Here is a 16605-nt window from a genome sequence, read left to right as displayed (position 1 = left end):
GCAGCGAGCCGTTTGATACCGCCTGCATCCAAGAGGACCACGAAGTCCATGCGGGTGGGGCGTGCAGCACCCTTCTGGGGTAGAACGTGGTCCTAATGGCCCAGTCGTTCGGACATGCCGAATTGCTGTACTCCCAGGTATCCGACGCGGAAACCTGCCTCCGAGTAGGCCAGGTAGAACTCCCACATCCGGCGGAACGTGTCGTCGAAGCCCAGCTCCCGCACCTCGTCCCAACGGGTGAGGAACGTTTCGCGCCACCGGCGAAGCGTCTCGGCGTAGTCCTCTCCAAACGACCGCGTCTCGACGATCCGCAGCCGGGTGTGGTCGCGCACCGACTCCTCGATCGACCGCACCGACGGGATGAGCCCGCCGGGGAAGATGTACTTGTGGATCCAGGTGTAGCTGGCCTTCGACGCGATCATGCGGTCGTGCGGCATGGTGATCGCCTGGAGGCCGACGCGACCGCCGGGAGCGAGCACGCGGTCGAGCATCGAGAAGTAGTCGGGCCAGTATTCGGCACCCACTGCCTCGATCATCTCGACGCTGACGACGGCGTCGTACTGACCGTGCTCCTCTCGGTAGTCACGCAGCTCGACCGTCACCCGATCGTGGAGCCCCGCGGCCCTCACCCGGTCCAGCGCCAGCTTGCGCTGTTCGGCGGAAATGGTCAGCGACGTGACCGTGGCACCCCTCTGGGCGGCCCGGATCGCGAGCGCGCCCCAGCCCGTGCCGATCTCCAGCACGCGTGAGCCGGAGCGCACGCCCGCGTAGTCGAGCACGCCGTCGATCTTGCGGAGCTGGGCCGTGCGCAGGTCGGCGTTCCCGCCCTCGAACAGCGCCGACGAGTACGTCATCGTCTCGTCGAGGAACACCGAGAACAGCTCGTTCGACAGGTCGTAGTGCCGGTGGATGTTCTGCCGCGAGCCCGCGACGTCGTTGATCTCGGTCTGCCGGCGTTCCGCCCAGCGGCGCATCAGCTGCAGGCGGGGCGGGATCAGCGTCGAGAGCTTCGCCGCGAACACCGAGAGCACGTCCGCGAGCTCGTCGGAGACCCAGTCGCCCACCATGTAGGCCTCGCCGAAGCCGATCTTGGCGTCGGCGCCGAGGCGGTGGAAGAACTCGCCGGGCCGGACGATCCGCATCACCGGACCGCCTGCTCCCCACGTCCTGCCGTCGGGGAACTGGACGGTCACGTGCAACGAGCGCACGGCTTTGCGGAACAACGCCTCGGCGATGCGGGCGCGCAGGGGCGAGCGCGGCGCGTTGAAGAGTCCGGGCCAGATGCCCTGGCCGGGGCGGGGCAGGGACAGCGTGCTCATCCATCACTCCTGGGGATGATCGGAATACGCCTCAGGTAGAGGGCGATGCCATGACGGCGGATCAGCGCGGACACGCGCTGGGGCATCAGCGGACGCTTGAACAGCATGCGCAGACCCGAACTGCGCTCGCCCCTCATCGTCGCGCTGAAGGTCGCCTTCCCGTTCTGCCGCAACGCGATGGTCACGGACAGCTGGTTTCCCGGCTTCGGCAGCTTCATCACGTAGTGGCCGTCGACTTCCAGGAACGGGGAGACGTAGAACTCCTTGTCCACCGACGCACGGCCGTTGGCGTCGGTGCGCAGCAGATAGCAATGACGTCCGCCGTAGGTGTTGTGCACCTCCGCGACGACGCACACGAGCTCTCCGGAAGCGTCGTGGCACCAGAACACGGACAGCGGGTTGAACACGTAACCGAGCACGCGGGCGTTGGCGAGCATCAGGACCTGCCCGCCGCCGAGGTCGATCCCCTGCCCGGCCAGCCACTCGTCCAGGTTCTCCCGGATGGTCTTGTCCGGCGAGCCGAGATGATCGCGGGCCTCGAACTTCGCGAACGGCCTCGCCCACCACGGCACCCGAGGCATGTCACCGAGGTCGACCAGCCACATGTAGGCGCGGTGGCTGAAAGCCCGATCGATCAACTCGCGGCGACTGTGCGTGATGAGGACGTCGTAGATCACCAGGCCACCCCGAAGTGCTGGGCGGCGCGCACTCCGGACGCGCAGCCGTCCTCGTGGAAGCCCCAGCCGTGGTACGCGCCGGCATAGGCGGTGGTGCCGGTGTTGATGTCGGGCAGACGGCGTTGCGCGGCAACGGACTCCGGCGTGTAGATCGGGTGCTCGTAGACCATCTTCGCGAGCACGCGGTCCGGGTTCACGTCGTGCGGGTTGAGCGTGACGACGAAGTCTCGTGGCTCGTCGAGTCGCATCAGCCGGTTCATGTGGTAGCTGACGAGCACCTGGTCGTCGGCTTCCCGGCAGGCTCGCTTGTAGAGGTTCCAGGACGCCCGCGCACCCGCGGCGCGCGGCAGGATCGAGGCGTCGGTGTGCAGCCAGGTCTCGTTGCGCGAGTACTGGAACGCGCCGAGCACCTCCTTCTCCGCACGCGTCGGGTCGGCGAGCAGCCCGAGCGCCTGATCAGGGTGCGTGGCGATGACGACGTGGTCCGCGGTGTGCAGCACGTTGTTCTCGTCGCGGATCTCCACGCCCGCACCGTTGCGCGTGACGGCCCTGACGGGCGTGCCGACGTGCACGGCGTTGAGGCCCTTCACGGCGCGATCGACGTACGTGCGCGAGCCGCCGACGACGGTCTTCCACTGCGGGGTGCCGCCGATCGCGAGCATCCCGTGGTTGGCGAGGAACTCGAACAGGTACCAGGCCGGGTACTTCATGCTCAGGGCCGCACCGGACGACCACACCGCGCTGACCAGCGGAATGATGAAGTGGTCGACGAAGTAGCGCGAGTAGCCGCCGATCGCCAGGAACGCGCCGAGCGTGACGTCGTGCGCCTCCTCGTGGTCGAGGACGCGCTGGGCGTGCCGGTAGAAGCGGGTGACCTCGGCGAGCATCCGCACGTAACGGCCGTTGACGGCGTTCTTCGGCTGCGCGAACAGCCCTGGCAGCTTCCGGGCGCCCGCGTACTCCAGGCCGCAGCCGTCGCACCGGACGCTCATGGACATCTCGGAGTCCTGAGTGGACACGTTCAGCTCGCGGAAGAGCCTGATCAGGTTCGGGTACGTCCGTTCGTTGTGGACGATGAACCCGGAGTCGACGGCGACACCGCCGATGTCGTGCGTGTGCGCGTGCCCGCCGAGCCTGTCGTCGGCCTCGAACAGCGTGACGTCGTGCTTGCGTTGCAGCACGTAGGCGGCGGTGAGCCCGGCCACCCCTGCTCCGATGACGGCGACCTCAGCCACGCGAGCCTCCCAAAGGCACGTCGAGACCTCGCGGCGAGGTCTCCTCCATGGCATTCGCGATGTCCGGTGCGACCGGTTCGAGTCCGAGCTCACCGTGGACGAAAGCAACGACGAGCCGGGTCCAGTCCTTCGCCCTCTTGAGCATCGCGTGGCCGTCGCCGACGACGCTGAACCGCGCGACCCGGTCCGTGACGGTCTTGGCCTGTCGCGCGAACCGCAGCGACTGCGCCGGGTCCGTCATCCGCTCCTGGTCGCCGTGCGCGATGAGCAGCGACTTGCCCCTCAACTGCGCGAAGGGCTCGCCGGGCACGATCCACGGCGCGAGCGCACACACGGCGATCACGCTCGGATGCCCGGCGACCCGCAGCGCGGTCCGGCCGCCCATGGAGTGCCCGACGAGCACGATCGGCCGGCCGGGATGCAGCTCGGTGATCTTCGCCAGCGCCCACTCGGCGTCCTTCACCGGATCGAGGCTCGGCGCGTTCCAGCCGCGGACCCGGTAGCGCAGGTTCCAGACCTCGACGCCCGGCGCCCGCAGCGCGCGGGCCAGCGGGACCATGCGCAGGTACGCCAGGTTGTGGCGCCGGACGGGTCCGGTGCCGTGTTCGCGTCCGCCGTGCAGCACGAGCACAACGGCATTCGTACCGTCCGGCGGTTTCAGCACGTCAACATGCGGATGCACACTTGATGTTCGGGAAGCCACGGCCTTCGGCTCGGCCGTTGAGAGCCAGCTCACACCGGTAGTGTTCGAACGGTGATCGACCACATCAGCATCGAAACCGAGGCAGGCTCCTTCGACGCCATCGCGTCCGGCCCCGAGGACGGCCGCCCGGTGCTGTTGCTGCACGGCTTCCCCGAGGCCGCCATCGAGTGGGAGCACCAGGTCGCGGTGCTCGGCGTGAACGGGTTCCGCGCGGTCGCCCCCGACCAGCGCGGCTACTCCCCCGGCGTGCGCCCGGAGCAGGCGGGCGAGTACACGGTCACGCACCTGGTCGGCGACGTGATCGCGATGGTGGACTCGTTCGGCTGGGACACGTTCGACCTTGTCGGCCACGACTGGGGCGGCGCGGTGGCGTGGTGGACCGCGATCGAGCACCCGGACCGCGTGCGCACGCTCACCGTCTTCTCGACGCCGCACCCCGGTGCGTTGAAGACCGCGCTGCAGACCGACGAGGAGCAGGCGATGCGGTCGCAGTACATGCGCGACTGGCGGGAGCGCAGCACCGAGAAGCGCATGCTCGACAACAACGCCCAGGCCATCAAGCAGATGTTCGAGTGGCGGATCCGGCCCTCGCACGTCGAGGAGTACGTCCAGCGGTTGCAGGAACCGGGGGCGCTCACCGCCGCGCTGAACTGGTACCGCGCCGGCAAGCCGCACGGCGCCGCGGACAAGGTCAGCGTCAAGACCATGTACGTGTGGAGCACCGAGGACGTCGCGTTCGGGTCGGCGGCCGCCTTCGAGACCGAGAAGTGGTGCACCGGCCCGTACCGCTTCGAGATGGTCGAGGACGTCAGCCACTGGATCCCGGAAGAGGTCCCGGAAGCGGCCTCCTCGCTGATCCTCGAGAACCTGGGCTAGCGAGCCACAGCACGAGCACCGTGTACGCGCAGAGCACCGCGAACCCGGCCCAGCCCGGCAGCGGGAAGTAGCCAGCCGACGGCGCGTAGTGGGCTGTGACCTGCGGATACTCCACCACCGTCTGCTTGACGGCGAAGCCCGCCGCCGGGGTGAGCCGCAGCAGCCAGTCCGTGACGTCGTCGGGCAGCAGCGGAACCGCGGTGACGGCGTAGGGCACGGCGACCAGCGCCAGTCCGACGAGGATCGCCGCCCAGCCGCGCCGCAGCCACACGCCGAGCCCGTAGCCGAAGACCGCGCACAGCGCGAGCACGGCGGCGACACCGACGGTCACCCGGACACCGGTCAGCAGCGGCGCGACGGCGACCAGACCGGTGACGAAGGTGGCCGCCCCGACGACAGCCGCCCGGACCGCGATCACCTGCCCTGAAGCGCGGGCGCCGTAGCGGGCCGCCACGACGAGCACGATGATCAGCGCGATCACCAGGCCGGCCAACGCCTTCTCGACGCCGCGCGCACCGTTCTCGCCGATCGGCCCGATGTCCCCGGTGCCGCTGACGGTGACGATGCCGTCCTTCTCCACCACCCCGGACGCGTTGTGGAACTTCTCCCAGTCCGTGTGGTTCATCTCGCCCACCGGCCCGCTGTCCCACGAGCCGGTCCCGCCCTGGACGCTGACGTGGTCGAAGACGCCCACGGCCTGGGTGAACCGCACCTGTTCGATCGCGCCTCCGAGACCGGTCTCGCGGAGCGTGAGATCACCCGGCGAGGTGGCGAAGAGTCCGACCTGGACGGTCTCCGGCAGCCCGGTGAGCTCCGCGGTTCCAACGACGTGCCACTGCTCGCCGTCCGCCGACTCGGACCCGGTGATGGTGTCGCCGGAACGGGTCAGCCGCAGCCAGCGAGGAGTCCGGTCCGCGCTTCCCGCGACGTCGTGCACGTAGTCGTGTTGGAAGCGCACGCCGTGGCTGCCGGTCATCGCGAGCGCCGCGTACCGCGAGCCCTGCCGCAGGCCGTCCTTGACGATGATCCCGGCCTTCGCCCACGGCACGAGCCCCGCGACGATCTGGTCGTGGCCAGGCGGCGGGTAGGTGATCGTGCCGGTCATGGACGTCATCCGGATCGTGATGGAACCGTCGCGGCCCAGGTCCTGGTGCCGGAACCAGAACCTGTCGCCGACGCCGGACGAGGTGTCGCCGGCGAACAGGAGGCCCAGCGCGATGACGGAGAGGGCGGCGACGGCCAGGGAGATCAGGCGGCCCGGCGTGCGGAACGCGGTCCACTCCCGCCGGAGGAGTTCAGTGCTCGACATGGTGCTGGGTCTACGGATCAGCGGCTAACACGGTCCGAAGCGGCGTTGTCATGCCGTTGTTAGGTCGTCCCGGTCATGCTGACGCCATGAGAACGATCGGGGTGCGGTTCACGATCCTGTACGCCGTCGTGTTCCTCGTGTCGGGCATCGGACTGCTGGCGCTGACCTTCCTGCTGTCCGGCGGCAAGATGACCAACGTCGCGAACCCGCCCGGCCCCGACTCGGCACAGGAGCACGTCCGGCAACTGCAGGAACAGCTGGCCGAGGTGCACACGCAGCAGTCCCGCCAGCTGCTCGCCGGATCGTTGCTGGCGCTGGTCGTGATGGCGGTCGTCTCGCTGCTGGTCGGCCGGGTGCTGGCCCGGCGGGTGCTGCGGCCGTTGCGGACCATCACGAGCGCCACCCGGCGCATCTCCGCCGACAGCCTCGACCGGCGGCTGGCCGTCACCGGTCCGGCCGACGAGGTGAAGGGCCTCGCCGACACCATCGACGAGCTGCTCGAACGGCTCGAGGTGTCGTTCGCCGCGCAGCGCCGCTTCGCCGCCAACGCCTCCCACGAGCTGCGCACACCGCTGGCGACGATGCGCGCGTCGCTGGACGTCGCGGTCGCCAAACCCGATCCGGCGACCTCGACGGTCGCGCTCGCGGACCGTCTGCGCGTGCAGCTCGACCGGGTCGACCACCTGCTCGACGGGTTCCTCGTGCTGGCCAGGGCACAGCACGGCGCACTGGCCGACTCCGCAGCGGTCGACCTCGGCGAACTCGCCGAGGCGGCGTTGCGCGAGCTGTCCGCCGAGGTCGAGGCGAAGAGGCTGGCCGTGACGGTGGACATCGCGCCGGGCACGGCGACGCACGGCAGTCCGGCGTTGCTGGCCCGGTTGGTGGGCAACGTCGTCGACAACGCCGTGCGGCACAACGAGGCCGGCGGGTGGGTGCGGATCAGCGGGTTCGCGGGCGAGGAGGCGGTGCTGGTCGTCGAGTCCGGCGGGCCTGTCTTCGACCAGCGGGAGGTCGACCGGCTGGCTCAGCCGTTCGAACGGCTCGGGGGCGAGCGCATCGGTTCCTCTGGCCTGGGACTGTCCATCGTGGCCGCCGTCGCCGCGGCACACGGCGGTCAGCTCGCCCTGCTCGCCAGGCCGGAAGGTGGCCTGCGGGTGTCGGTGACGGTGCCGGCATGAGGATCCTCGTCGTCGAGGACGACAGCGCCCTCGCCGAGGTCATCGCGGAAGGGCTGCGCGACCAGGGGATGCCCGTCGACCTCGCGCACGACGGGCTGGTCGCCGCCGCTCAACTCGACGTCATCGCGTACGACGTGGTGGTCCTCGACCGGGACCTGCCAGGGCTCCACGGTGACGTGCTGTGCCAGATGATCACCGAGCGCGCGGAACGGCCGATGGTGCTGATGCTGACCGCGGCGAGCGCACCGGGCGACCGGGTCAGCGGGCTGGTCCTGGGCGCGGACGACTACCTCGGCAAGCCGTTCCACTTCCCGGAGCTGATCCTGCGCATCCGGGCGCTGGCCCGCCGCAAGCCGGACGCGCGGCCCAGGACGTTGCGCGCGGCCGGGATCGAACTGGACCCGGTGCGCCGGACCGCGGTGCGCGACGGCCGGCAACTCACCCTGTCGGTGAAGGAGTTCGCCGTGCTGGAGGCGCTGCTGCGGGCGTTCCCGGGTTTCCTGAGCGCCGAGGCCCTGCTCGAACGGGTCTGGGACGAGCACGCAGACCCGTTCACCAACACCGTCACGGTCACGGTGGGCCGGCTGCGCCGCAAGCTCGGTGAGCCGCCGATCATCGCGACGACACCGGGGATCGGCTATCGGATCGTGCAATCCACGACAAGTCACTAGATTCGACGTATGCGCGTGGCCGGTCTTCTGCTCGCCGCGGGGGCCGGTCGCCGGTTCGGTTCCCCCAAGGCTCTCGTCCCGTTGCACGGCAAGCTCTTCGTGGACTCGGCCGCCGACCTGCTCAGAGCCGCCGGGTGCGATCCCGTCGTCGTGGTGCTCGGCGCGCAGGCGGCGGAGGTCAGGGCGAAGGCCACTTTGGACGGCGTGACCGTCGTCGACAACCCGCACTGGGACACCGGTATGGGGTCGTCGCTGCGCACCGGTCTGCACGCGATCGGCATCGCGGACGCCGTCGTGGTGCTCCCCGTGGACACACCGGGGGTCACCGTCGAGGCCCTGCACCGGCTGATGGCGCTCGCCGAGCCGGAAGTGCTGGCCCGCGCCACCTACGACGGCGAGATCGGGCACCCGGTGCTGATCGGATCGGACCACTTCGCGGGCGTCATGGCGTCGGCGGCGGGCGACCAGGGCGCGCGGGACTACCTGAAGGCGAACACCGTCCGCCACGTCGAATGCGCTGACGTGGCGGACGGTGCCGACATAGATCGACCGGAGGACCTCAGGCGACGTAGCGGCGGAGCTTGATGCCCGACGACACGTTGGAGGCGCTCAGCCAGTGCAGGCCGCCGCCCGCGTAGGCCGGGTCGGACACGGCGAACTCGTTGCCACCGGCGCGGTAGCCGACGATCGTCGCGTAGTGGCCGCCGGAGTAGTTGCGGCCGTTCAGGCGGATCACGTTGATGACGACGGCGTGGCCGCGGTCGGCGTTGTAGACGACGTCGGCCTTGAGCTTCTGCAGCAGCTGCGCGTCCGTCGACCACTGCTTGACCTGGTAGTAGGTCGAGCCGGTGTAGTGGTCGAGGGCGTTCTCGAGGTTCTTGATGTTGGGCAGGCCGTTGGTCGTGACCTTCATGAACGAGGCCAGCGTGGACTGCTCGACGTACTTGCCGCGCGCGGTCAGCGCGATGCGGGCGGCGGCAGCGGAGCACCAGTAGCCGGTCTTCTGCACCTGGAACTGGTGCGGCAGCACGCCTTCGCCCTGGATGCCGAGCTCGGCGGCGGCCGGGATGACGTTCTCGCCCGGCGCCGCGAGCGCGACCGGCGCGGTCAGAATCGTCATGGCGACGCCGACCGCGGCCACGGCCCCGGTGATCTTCGCAAGCTTCATCGACACGATCCCCTCAGTGTGGCGCCGTCCCCTTGATCCGGCGCTCGGCGACAGCTTGGCGGCAACGCGAGAAAGGGCGCCACCACATTCGGCCAAGTCCGAAAAAGCCAGGTAGAAGCACTCACGCGGGCGCACGGAACCACTCAGGGTGGGCGATCTGCACCAATCGGATGAGTCGTCTCGAATCCGGTACAGGTCCCGGATCGCTGTGCCAGTCTGCTTGCCGTGCTGCGTGTCCACTTCACAGCGGAGGACCTGGCGAGGGTGCGGGTCGCCGCCGGTCCCGACCCGATGTGGGAGATCCTGCTGAGCCTGCACGTGCTGCGGCAGCGTTCGGCCACTCCCGTCTTCGGTGCGTGGCGCGCGTCGGTGCGGACGACGTTGCCCGACGACACGCGCTGGCTCATGCAGCTGGCGCCGCCGGTCGGCTACTCCCCCGACTTCCTGACGCCCACCGCGGGCTCGTGCGCCGTGGACGCGGGCATCGACGCGGTGCTGTCGACGCCGGCTGAGTCGTTGCGCGCGGACCTGGAGCAACTGAGCTGCCAGCAACGCCTCGACCCGCGCACGCACCGGCTGGCCAGTGGCGACCTGGCCACTTTGGACTCGCTCGGCGACGCGCTGCGCGCCTACCACCGCCACGCGCTCGCCCCGATCTGGGACGAGGTCCGCGCCGTCGTCGACGCCGACCGCGCGGTGCGGGCGCGGTCCTTTCTGGACAACGGCTGCGAGGGCATGCTCGCGGCCCTGCACCCGACGATCTCGTGGACGCCGTCGGTGCTGTCGATCGAGTCGCGCTTCCCGCATCGGGACGTCCACTTACACGGCCAGGGCCTGATTCTCGTGCCGTCGTACTTCTGCTGGGAACGGCCGATCATGCTCCGCGACCAGAGCCGCACACCCGTGCTCGTCTACCCGATCGCGCGCGACCTGCACGTGACGAGCGCCGGCAAACGGTCGCTGGAAGCGCTGCTCGGCCGCACCCGCGCCGCCGCGCTGGAGGTCATCGCCGGCGGCTGCACCACCACCGAACTGGCCCGCCGCCTGGGAATCTCGGCGGCCTCGGCCAGTGCCCACGCCTCGGTGCTCAGAGACGCGGGCCTGGCCGTCGCCCAGCGCCACCGCAACTCGGTGCTGCACACCGCGTCGGCGCTGGGCGTCGAACTGCTGGCCTGAACCTGCTGTTCGACCGCTAGGGCCTTGCCCGCACCGCCGCCCTCGCACAACCCACGGCCACGACGAGCAGCGCCAGCGCCACCCACACCGGCCACAGCTCGGAGTAGGTGATCGCCAGCGCGATGTTCGTGGCCGCCGCGGCCGTGAAGACGGCCACCAGCACCACCCAGAAGTAGAAGTACCGCGTGATCCGACCCACCCCCTGTCCGCCGAGTGCCGCCACACCCTTCATCGCGCGTATCGAGGTTTGTGCTGCCCGGGTTACTGGTGAGGTCATCAGCAATCCGGTAGTACTGACCGGCATGACGACCGACACCGTGACCGGCTCCGACTACGGCAATCTCGTGCGCACGCATCTGACGCGCGTCGAGCAGCACAACGCGGCCGCGCTCGACGACGTGGCCGAGCTCGTGCTGGCCGCCGTCCAGGCCGACGGAATCCTCCTCACCGCAGGCGCGGGACACTCACTGGCGGCCGTCGCCGAGACCTTCTACCGGGCAGGTGGGCTGGCCTGCGTCCGGCCGGTCTACCACCCCGAACTGCTCCCGATGCACGGCGCGATCAGCAGCACCTCGGCCGAACGCCGCTCCGGCCTCGCGGGCGAGGTCCTGCGTGAGTCGGGCCTGGCCCTGCACGACGTCCTGTTCGTCTTCTCGACCTCCGGCGTGAACTACTACCCGGTCGAACTGGCCCAGGAGGCCGCGAGCAAGGGCTGCCCGGTGGTCGCCGTGACGTCGGTGGCGTCGAGCGCCCTGGCCCCGCGCCGCGCCGGCGTCACGCTGGCCGAGGTGGCGACCGTCGTCCTCGACAACCTCGTCCCGCCCGGCGACTCGACCTACCCGGAACAGGCACCGGTCACCGCGGCGATCTCGACGCTGGCCACCACGTTCCTGTGGAACCTGCTGATGGTCCGGCTGCTCGACAAGGCGGCCGAGTCCGGCGTGCAGCTCCCGCTGTGGCGCAGCGCGAACGTGGAGGGCGGCGACGCGGCCAACGCGGACCTGCTGCGCCACTACCAGACCCGCATCCCGCAGCTCGGATAGGTAGAAATCCTCAGGTTCTCTCAGCGGCCCACCGTTACCCTCCCACCGGGGAACTACTGACCTGGGGGGTCTTCAACAGTGGAGCCGAAAACTCGTAGATGGGTCCTGATCAGCGGCGCGCTCGCCACGACGGCCGTAGTCGGCGTGGCGGGCGCGTTGCTCTGGTCGGGCAGCAGGACGGTGGTGGTCGCCGACGAACCGGCCAAGTCCGCGGAGACACCGTCGCAGGTGGCTCAATCGTTCCTGACCAGGGCGTTCTCCGGTCCCGCCAGCGCCGGCGTCTACACCGACGCACCGGCCGCGGCGACCACGGCGCTGGAAGCCAGCAAGGCCGGCATGGGCACCTCCGCGTTCCAGGCCAGCCTGGCGACGTCCGAACCGCCGCCGGCCGACGCCACCACCGCCGAGCTCACCGCCGCCGTCACCTGGACGATGCCGAGCGCCGCCACGCTGAAGTACGACGTCAAGATCTCCATGACACGCGCGGACCGCGCCTGGAAGGTCCACTGGACCCCGTCGCTCATCCACCCGCAGCTCACCGAGGGCGCCTCGCTGACCTACCGCAAGGCGCTCGCGGACGGCGCGCTGCTGGGCCGCGACGGCAAGCCGCTGGTCCAGGGCTCGATCCCGGACGGCCTCTACAAGACGATCACCGCCACCGCCGGTGACGTGAAGGGCACCGACGGCTGGGAGGTGGGCATCACCGCGGGCGGCGCCTTCACCGCGCTGGACGGCAAGAAGGCGGAAGGGGGCGAGAAGATCACGGTCACCATCGACCCGGCCCGCCAGGCAGCGGCCCAGGCGGCCGTCGACGCTCTCCCGCAGGGCGCGGCGATCGTCGCGATCGAGGCCTCCACCAGCGAGATCCTGGCGGTGGCGCAGAACAAGGCGCTCGCAGGCACCAACCCGTTCGTGGGCCGCTACGCCCCCGGCTCGACGATGAAGATCGTGACCGCCGCTGCGGCCATGAACGCGGGACTGGTCCAGTCCGGCACCGCGGTCCCCTGTCCGGCCAAGGCCACCATCGGCACCCGCACGATCACCAACGCGGGCTTCGGCCACGACAGCGTGCCGTTCCACACCGCGTTCGCCCTGTCCTGCAACACGACCTTCGGCGACCTGGGTTCCAAGCTGGACGCGAACGCCCTGCCCGCCATGGCGAAGCGCTTCGGTCTGGGCGCCGACTGGAACATCCCCGGCGCCGAGACGAACACCGGCAAGGTCCCGCCGGCCACCGGCGACCAGCAGGTGGAGAACAGCTTCGGCCAGGGCAACGTGATCGCCAGCCCGTTCGGCATGGCACTGGTGGCCGCCACCGTCGTCTCGGGCAAGACCCCGGCACCCACCCTCATGCGTGGCAAGCCCTCCGAGCCGAACGACGTGGCCGCGGCGCCACCCGCCGGCGTCCTGCAGCCGCTGCGCGCGATGATGCGCGAGGTGGTCACGTCCGGCACCGCCAAGCAACTGGCCGGAATCCCCGGCCTGGCCGGCAAAACCGGCACGGCGGAGGCGGGCGGCGGCACCGCGCACGGCTGGTTCGTCGGCTACCAGAACAACGTGGCGTTCGCGGTGGTCGTGGAGAACGCCGGCTCGTCGGCCAGCGCCCTGGACGCGACGGCGGCGTTCCTCAGGTGACGGTCTCCGCTGCTCGCGCGGCACGATCAGGCCGCGGTGGAACGCCTCGGTGACTGCGGCGGCTTGATCGCTCGCCTCCAGCTTTGCGTAGAGGTTGAGCAGGTGTGGCTTGACGGTGGCCTCGGTGGTTGAGGTCCTTGCGCCATCTCTCGGTTCGTCGCCCCACCGGCGACGAACCGCAGCACCTCCAGCTCGCGCGGCCTGAGCACCGCGGCGGCGTCCGCTTCATCAGCAACGCCGCCGCGGCCGGGGCGAGTACCGCGCGGTCGCCCGGACCGCACGCACGAGCTTGTCCCGCGGAGTGTCCTTGAGCGAGCAACGCCTGCCTGCTGACGCGCGGACCGCTGGAACCCCGCCTGCGGCAACGGATTCCGCCCCCGCGACCAACTCACGCGGACCACGCTGCTCGTGTCCGAAGCCACCCGCGACAACGTCCCCCACTTCCGCGACCAACTCGCGTCGGCTGGGCTGACCGATCCCGCGGCCGTCTGCCACGGCATCCCCTGCCGCCACGTTCGCCCCAATGCAGACCCGGCTGCCCGGTCCCCGGAACCCTCCGCCCCAGCGCCCACCGTTCGCTGGCCTGACCGCTCGCGCCCACAGCCGCCCGCCCCGCCTCGCGCGCATCAGAGCAGCCCGCCGCGTCCCCACATCGGCGTTCACCGACCGCCGTCCCGCTTCGGAGTCGCCCGCCGCGTCCCCCACGTCGGGCTCGACCCCGGAGTTGCTCAACCCGATCCCTTCCGCCTTGGTGGTTCTCACCAAACCGGAGCGGAGTCCCCGGGACATCGGCCGATCACCCGGCCGCGGGGTCAGTTCGTCTGCGCGGCTCCGAGGCGCTCGCTGAACTTCGGGGTCGGCAGGACGCCGACCACAGGCGGCTCGGCGAACTGGGTGTTGTAGAGGTCCGCGTAGCGGCCCTCGGCGGTCATCAGTTCGGTGTGCGTGCCTCGTTCGACGATGTCGCCGTGTTCCAGCACCAGGATCTGGTCAGCCGCGCGGATCGTGGAGAGGCGGTGTGCGATGACCAGGGAGGTCCGGCCCTGCAGTGCCTCGGTGAGGGCTTCCTGCACGGCGGCCTCGGACTCCGAGTCCAGGTGAGCGGTGGCCTCGTCCAGGATCACCACGCGGGGCTTCGCCAGCAGGAGCCGGGCGATCGTGAGGCGTTGGCGCTCGCCGCCGGACAGGCGGTAGCCGCGTTCGCCGACCACCGTGTCGAGCTGGTCCGGCAGTGACGTCACCAGGTCCAGCAGGCGGGCCCGGCGCAGCGAGTCCCACAGGTCGTCGTCGGAGGCGCCGGGGGACGCGTACTCCAGGTTCGCCCTGATCGTGTCGTGGAACAGGTGGCCGTCCTGCGTCACGACGCCGACGGACGAACGCAGTGCGTCGAAGGTCAGATCGCGAACGTCCACACCGGACAGACGCACGGCGCCGGAGTCGACGTCGTACAGGCGCGGCACCAGCGAGGCCAGCGTGGACTTGCCGGCGCCGGACGAGCCGACCAGAGCAACGAGTTGGCCCGCCTCTGCCTTGAAGCTGAGGCCGTGCAACACTTCCTCGCCGCCGCGAGTGTCCAAAGTGGCCACGGACTCGAGCGACGCCAGCGACACCTTCTCCGCGGACGGGTAGGCGAAGCGCACGTCGGAGAACTCGACCGACACGGGGCCGTCGGGCACCGAACGGGCGTCCGGGCGCTCCTTGATCATCGGGTCCAGGTCCAGCACCTCGAAGACGCGCTCGAACGACACCAGCGCGGTCATCAGGTCCACGCGGGCGTTCGCCAGCGCGGTCAGCGGGGCGTACAGGCGGGTCAGCAGCAGGGCGAGCGACACGACGGCGCCTGCCGCCAGGTGCCCGGTCAGCGCCAGGTAACCGCCCAGGCCGTAGACCAGCGCCTGCGCGAGCGCCGACACCAGGGTCAGGCCGGTCATGAACCAGCGGGTGGCCATCGCGGTCCGGATGCCGATGTCGCGGACCTGCGCGGCCTTCTCGCTGAACTCCTGCTCCTCGCGGTCGGGGCGGCCGAAGAGCTTCACCAGCGTCGCGCCGGGGGCGGAGAAGCGCTCGGTCGACTGCGTGACCATCGAGGCGTTCAGGGTGGACGCCTCGCGCTGCATGTCCGCCATCCGGCGGCCCATCCGCTTGGCGGGCAGCACGAAGACCGGCAACAACACCAGGGCCAGCGCCGTGACCTGCCACGACAGCGTGAACATGACACCCAGCGACAGCACCAGCTGGATGATGTTCGTGACGAACCCGGACAGCGTCGAGGTGAACGCGCGCTGGGCACCGATCACGTCGTTGTTCAGGCGCGAGACGAGCGCACCCGTGCGTGTGCGCGTGAAGAACGCGACGGGCATCTTCTGCACATGACCGAACACGGCACGACGCAGGTCGTAGATCAGACCTTCACCGATGCGCGTCGACTGCCAGCGCTCGACCACGCCCAGACCGGCGTCCACCACAGCGATCAGCGCGATCGCCACGGCCAGCCACACGACCACGGACGGCGCGGAACCGCCGACGATCGCGTCGACCACCCGGCCGGCCAGCAGTGGTGTCGACACCGCGAGCACCGACGAGACCACCGTCAGCAGCAGGAACACCACCAGCTTCGCCCGATGGGGCTGGGCGAAGGCCAGTACGCGCCGGAACGTCCCCCGGCGCACCTTGGAGGGCGCTTCGGAGGTCGCCCCCATCATGAATCGCCAAGAGCTGTATCCGTCCACGCTGACTAGAACAGCACAGCGGTCTGACAATTCCGTCGCGCGCGACTAGGAACGCGGAAACATTCAGCTTTGAGCGGAAAGGGCCGCGAAGGACTGCAGCCGGCGCAGCTGGGCGGCGCGCTCCACCGCGAGCTGCGACTCCGCGTCCACGCCGGAAGCCGCCGACGCGATCAGCGCCAACGTCTCCGTGACCGCACCGGCCAGCGGTTTCAGCACGGCGGCCACCAGCTCGTCGACGGCGCCGTCCAACCCGTCCGCGGGCACGACGGAGTTCGCGAGGCCGATCCGCAGCGACTCCTCCGCCGACACCCGGCGGGAGGTCACGCACATCTCGGCCGCGCGCGAGTACCCCACGAGTCGCACCAACGGCAGCGTGCCGCCGAGATCGGGCACCAGACCCAGCCCGGTTTCGGCCATGCAGAACTGCGCGTCCTCGGCGAGCACGCGGAAGTCGCACGCCAGCGCCAACTGGAAACCGGCGCCGATGGCATGCCCTTGCACCGCGGCGATCGTCACGCGTGCCGGATCGCGCAGCCAGGCGAACCCGGCCTGGTACGACGCGATGCGGGCGTCCGCCTCTTCGGGAGACAGCGCCAGGATCGCGCCAAGACCACCGGGCTCGCCGTCGACGGGCTCACCGGTGAACATGCGCCGGTCCAGCCCCGCCGAGAAGGCGCGGCCGGAACCCCGGACGACCACGACGCGGACGTCCGGGTCCAGCTGTTCGCCGATGTGCCGCAACGCCTGCCAGGTAGCCGGCGTCTGCGCGTTGAGCACGTCGGGACGATCGAGCGTGATGGTCGCGCGCGGCCCGGAGATAGCAAGCCGCACACCACCGCGCTCGAGCAGGCCAGCGTCGATTGAGGGCACTGGCATGTCGTTACCT

At 70.2% G+C, this 16605-nt stretch carries 16 protein-coding genes; 7 read left to right on the top strand and 9 right to left on the bottom strand.

Going from position 1 to position 16605, the window contains the following annotated elements; translation table 11 throughout:
• Positions 1–92: 92 nt before the first annotated feature.
• The 4 genes from ACH413_RS46710 to ACH413_RS46695 are packed head-to-tail and all read right to left on the bottom strand — an operon-like array spanning position 93 to position 3862.
• Positions 93–1319, bottom strand: coding sequence for a cyclopropane-fatty-acyl-phospholipid synthase family protein (locus ACH413_RS46710; protein ID WP_360048967.1), 1227 nt, complete (start codon positions 1317–1319; stop codon positions 93–95).
• The gene (locus tag ACH413_RS46705) at positions 1316–1996 is read right to left on the bottom strand and encodes a DUF1365 domain-containing protein (RefSeq protein WP_360048965.1); all 681 of its coding nucleotides are present in this window, start codon (positions 1994–1996) and stop codon (positions 1316–1318) included. Before ACH413_RS46705 ends, ACH413_RS46710 begins: the two co-directional genes overlap by 4 nt.
• Entirely contained in the window at positions 1993–3231 is a 1239-nt protein-coding gene (locus tag ACH413_RS46700; RefSeq protein ID WP_360048964.1) for an FAD-dependent oxidoreductase, read from the bottom strand. Before ACH413_RS46700 ends, ACH413_RS46705 begins: the two co-directional genes overlap by 4 nt.
• Positions 3224–3862 carry an alpha/beta fold hydrolase gene (locus tag ACH413_RS46695; RefSeq protein WP_360048963.1) on the bottom strand — a complete coding sequence of 213 codons (639 nt, stop codon included), beginning with the start codon at positions 3860–3862 and terminating at the stop codon, positions 3224–3226. The genes ACH413_RS46700 and ACH413_RS46695 overlap by 8 nt, the downstream gene beginning before the upstream one ends.
• 123 nt (positions 3863–3985) lie before the next feature.
• Between ACH413_RS46695 and ACH413_RS46690 the strand changes: the two genes are divergently transcribed.
• Positions 3986–4810, top strand: coding sequence for an alpha/beta hydrolase (locus ACH413_RS46690; protein ID WP_360048962.1), 825 nt, complete (start codon positions 3986–3988; stop codon positions 4808–4810).
• On the opposite strand, the gene ACH413_RS46685 is transcribed toward ACH413_RS46690, so the two are convergent.
• Positions 4743–6119 (bottom strand): hypothetical protein, encoded by a 1377-nt coding sequence (locus ACH413_RS46685; protein WP_360048961.1) that lies wholly within the window; start codon positions 6117–6119, stop codon positions 4743–4745. The two genes, ACH413_RS46690 and ACH413_RS46685, sit on opposite strands and share 68 nt — an antisense overlap.
• Before the next feature lie 86 nt (positions 6120–6205).
• Between ACH413_RS46685 and ACH413_RS46680 the strand changes: the two genes are divergently transcribed.
• From ACH413_RS46680 to ACH413_RS46670, 3 genes are read left to right on the top strand one after another with little or no spacing between them, the layout of a single operon-like run.
• Entirely contained in the window at positions 6206–7297 is a 1092-nt protein-coding gene (locus ACH413_RS46680) for a HAMP domain-containing sensor histidine kinase (protein ID WP_360048959.1), read from the top strand.
• A complete protein-coding gene (locus tag ACH413_RS46675; protein WP_360048958.1) occupies positions 7294–7968 on the top strand; it encodes a response regulator transcription factor in 675 nt (224 codons plus the stop codon). The genes ACH413_RS46680 and ACH413_RS46675 overlap by 4 nt, the downstream gene beginning before the upstream one ends.
• Before the next feature lie 9 nt (positions 7969–7977).
• Positions 7978–8553 carry a nucleotidyltransferase family protein gene (locus tag ACH413_RS46670; protein WP_360048956.1) on the top strand — a complete coding sequence of 192 codons (576 nt, stop codon included), beginning with the start codon at positions 7978–7980 and terminating at the stop codon, positions 8551–8553.
• Here ACH413_RS46670 and ACH413_RS46665 read toward each other — a convergent pair.
• Complete coding sequence (locus ACH413_RS46665) at positions 8528–9136, bottom strand: C39 family peptidase (protein WP_360048955.1); 609 nt, start codon at positions 9134–9136, stop codon at positions 8528–8530. The two genes, ACH413_RS46670 and ACH413_RS46665, sit on opposite strands and share 26 nt — an antisense overlap.
• A 225-nt stretch (positions 9137–9361) precedes the next feature.
• Between ACH413_RS46665 and ACH413_RS46660 the strand changes: the two genes are divergently transcribed.
• Positions 9362–10312, top strand: coding sequence for an ArsR family transcriptional regulator (locus ACH413_RS46660; RefSeq protein WP_360048953.1), 951 nt, complete (start codon positions 9362–9364; stop codon positions 10310–10312).
• A gap of 16 nt (positions 10313–10328) precedes the next feature.
• Here ACH413_RS46660 and ACH413_RS46655 read toward each other — a convergent pair whose 3' ends face one another.
• The gene (locus ACH413_RS46655; protein WP_360048952.1) at positions 10329–10511 is read right to left on the bottom strand and encodes a hypothetical protein; all 183 of its coding nucleotides are present in this window, start codon (positions 10509–10511) and stop codon (positions 10329–10331) included.
• 103 nt (positions 10512–10614) lie between these two features.
• Between ACH413_RS46655 and ACH413_RS46650 the strand changes: the two genes are divergently transcribed.
• Complete coding sequence (locus ACH413_RS46650; protein WP_360048951.1) at positions 10615–11355, top strand: SIS domain-containing protein; 741 nt, start codon at positions 10615–10617, stop codon at positions 11353–11355.
• Between the two features lie 78 nt (positions 11356–11433).
• Positions 11434–12990, top strand: coding sequence for a penicillin-binding transpeptidase domain-containing protein (locus ACH413_RS46645; protein ID WP_360048950.1), 1557 nt, complete (start codon positions 11434–11436; stop codon positions 12988–12990).
• A gap of 812 nt (positions 12991–13802) precedes the next feature.
• Here the strand turns inward: ACH413_RS46645 and ACH413_RS46640 are convergent.
• A complete protein-coding gene (locus tag ACH413_RS46640; protein ID WP_360048949.1) occupies positions 13803–15689 on the bottom strand; it encodes an ABC transporter ATP-binding protein in 1887 nt (628 codons plus the stop codon).
• A gap of 93 nt (positions 15690–15782) precedes the next feature.
• On the bottom strand, positions 15783–16595 hold the full coding sequence (locus ACH413_RS46635) for an enoyl-CoA hydratase/isomerase family protein (protein ID WP_360048947.1): 813 nt from the start codon (positions 16593–16595) through the stop codon (positions 15783–15785).
• Between the last annotated feature and the right edge of the window lie 10 nt (positions 16596–16605).

Origin of the sequence: Lentzea sp. NPDC020367, assembly GCF_044387305.1 — a bacterium.
Lineage (GTDB): Bacteria > Actinomycetota > Actinomycetes > Mycobacteriales > Pseudonocardiaceae > Lentzea.
This window is presented reverse-complemented; position numbering and strand designations above follow the sequence as displayed.

Excerpts from the sequence above, each read along its gene's own strand:
- ACH413_RS46710 (WP_360048967.1), bottom strand. The coding sequence starts at position 1,319 with ATGAGCACGCTGTCCCTGCCCCGCCCCGGCCAGGGCATCTGGCCCGGA.
- ACH413_RS46640 (WP_360048949.1), bottom strand. The coding sequence starts at position 15,689 with ATGGGGGCGACCTCCGAAGCGCCCTCCAAGGTGCGCCGGGGGACGTTC.
- ACH413_RS46650 (WP_360048951.1), top strand. The coding sequence starts at position 10,615 with ATGACGACCGACACCGTGACCGGCTCCGACTACGGCAATCTCGTGCGC.
- ACH413_RS46680 (WP_360048959.1), top strand. The coding sequence starts at position 6,206 with ATGAGAACGATCGGGGTGCGGTTCACGATCCTGTACGCCGTCGTGTTC.
- ACH413_RS46675 (WP_360048958.1), top strand. The coding sequence starts at position 7,294 with ATGAGGATCCTCGTCGTCGAGGACGACAGCGCCCTCGCCGAGGTCATC.
- ACH413_RS46665 (WP_360048955.1), bottom strand. The coding sequence starts at position 9,136 with ATGAAGCTTGCGAAGATCACCGGGGCCGTGGCCGCGGTCGGCGTCGCC.
- ACH413_RS46670 (WP_360048956.1), top strand. The coding sequence starts at position 7,978 with ATGCGCGTGGCCGGTCTTCTGCTCGCCGCGGGGGCCGGTCGCCGGTTC.
- ACH413_RS46635 (WP_360048947.1), bottom strand. The coding sequence starts at position 16,595 with ATGCCAGTGCCCTCAATCGACGCTGGCCTGCTCGAGCGCGGTGGTGTG.
- ACH413_RS46685 (WP_360048961.1), bottom strand. The coding sequence starts at position 6,119 with ATGTCGAGCACTGAACTCCTCCGGCGGGAGTGGACCGCGTTCCGCACG.